General features: G+C 42.5%; 1 pseudogene. It reads left to right on the forward strand.

What is annotated here, in order from left to right:
- Positions 1-241 (forward strand): annotated as a pseudogene (locus tag JIG37_RS22565) (IS4 family transposase); the annotation flags it as partial.
- Positions 242-254: the final 13 nt, after the last annotated feature.

Consider the following 254-nt stretch of genomic DNA (forward strand, 5'->3'; position numbering starts at 1 on the left):
GAAAGGGATATGGCCTTATCAACTCAGTTACAGCAATGCTTCTGGCTATATCATCAAGGAGTTAATGATGTTGCCTCACACCTCAGCAGGAAAAGTACCGAGCGTAATAAATAAACTTATTGCAATGGCTGAAACCTTTGTACTGCCAGAGCGAAGAGAAAGACATTATCCAAGATGTGTGAAAAAGAGACCCAGTCGATACCCTGAACGAAAGCCCCAAAAAATGCCTGTCAGCTCTTAACTGACAGGCATTA

The sequence above is a fragment of the Pseudoalteromonas sp. bablab_jr010 genome, from assembly GCF_016464105.1.
Lineage (GTDB): Bacteria > Pseudomonadota > Gammaproteobacteria > Enterobacterales > Alteromonadaceae > Pseudoalteromonas > Pseudoalteromonas simplex.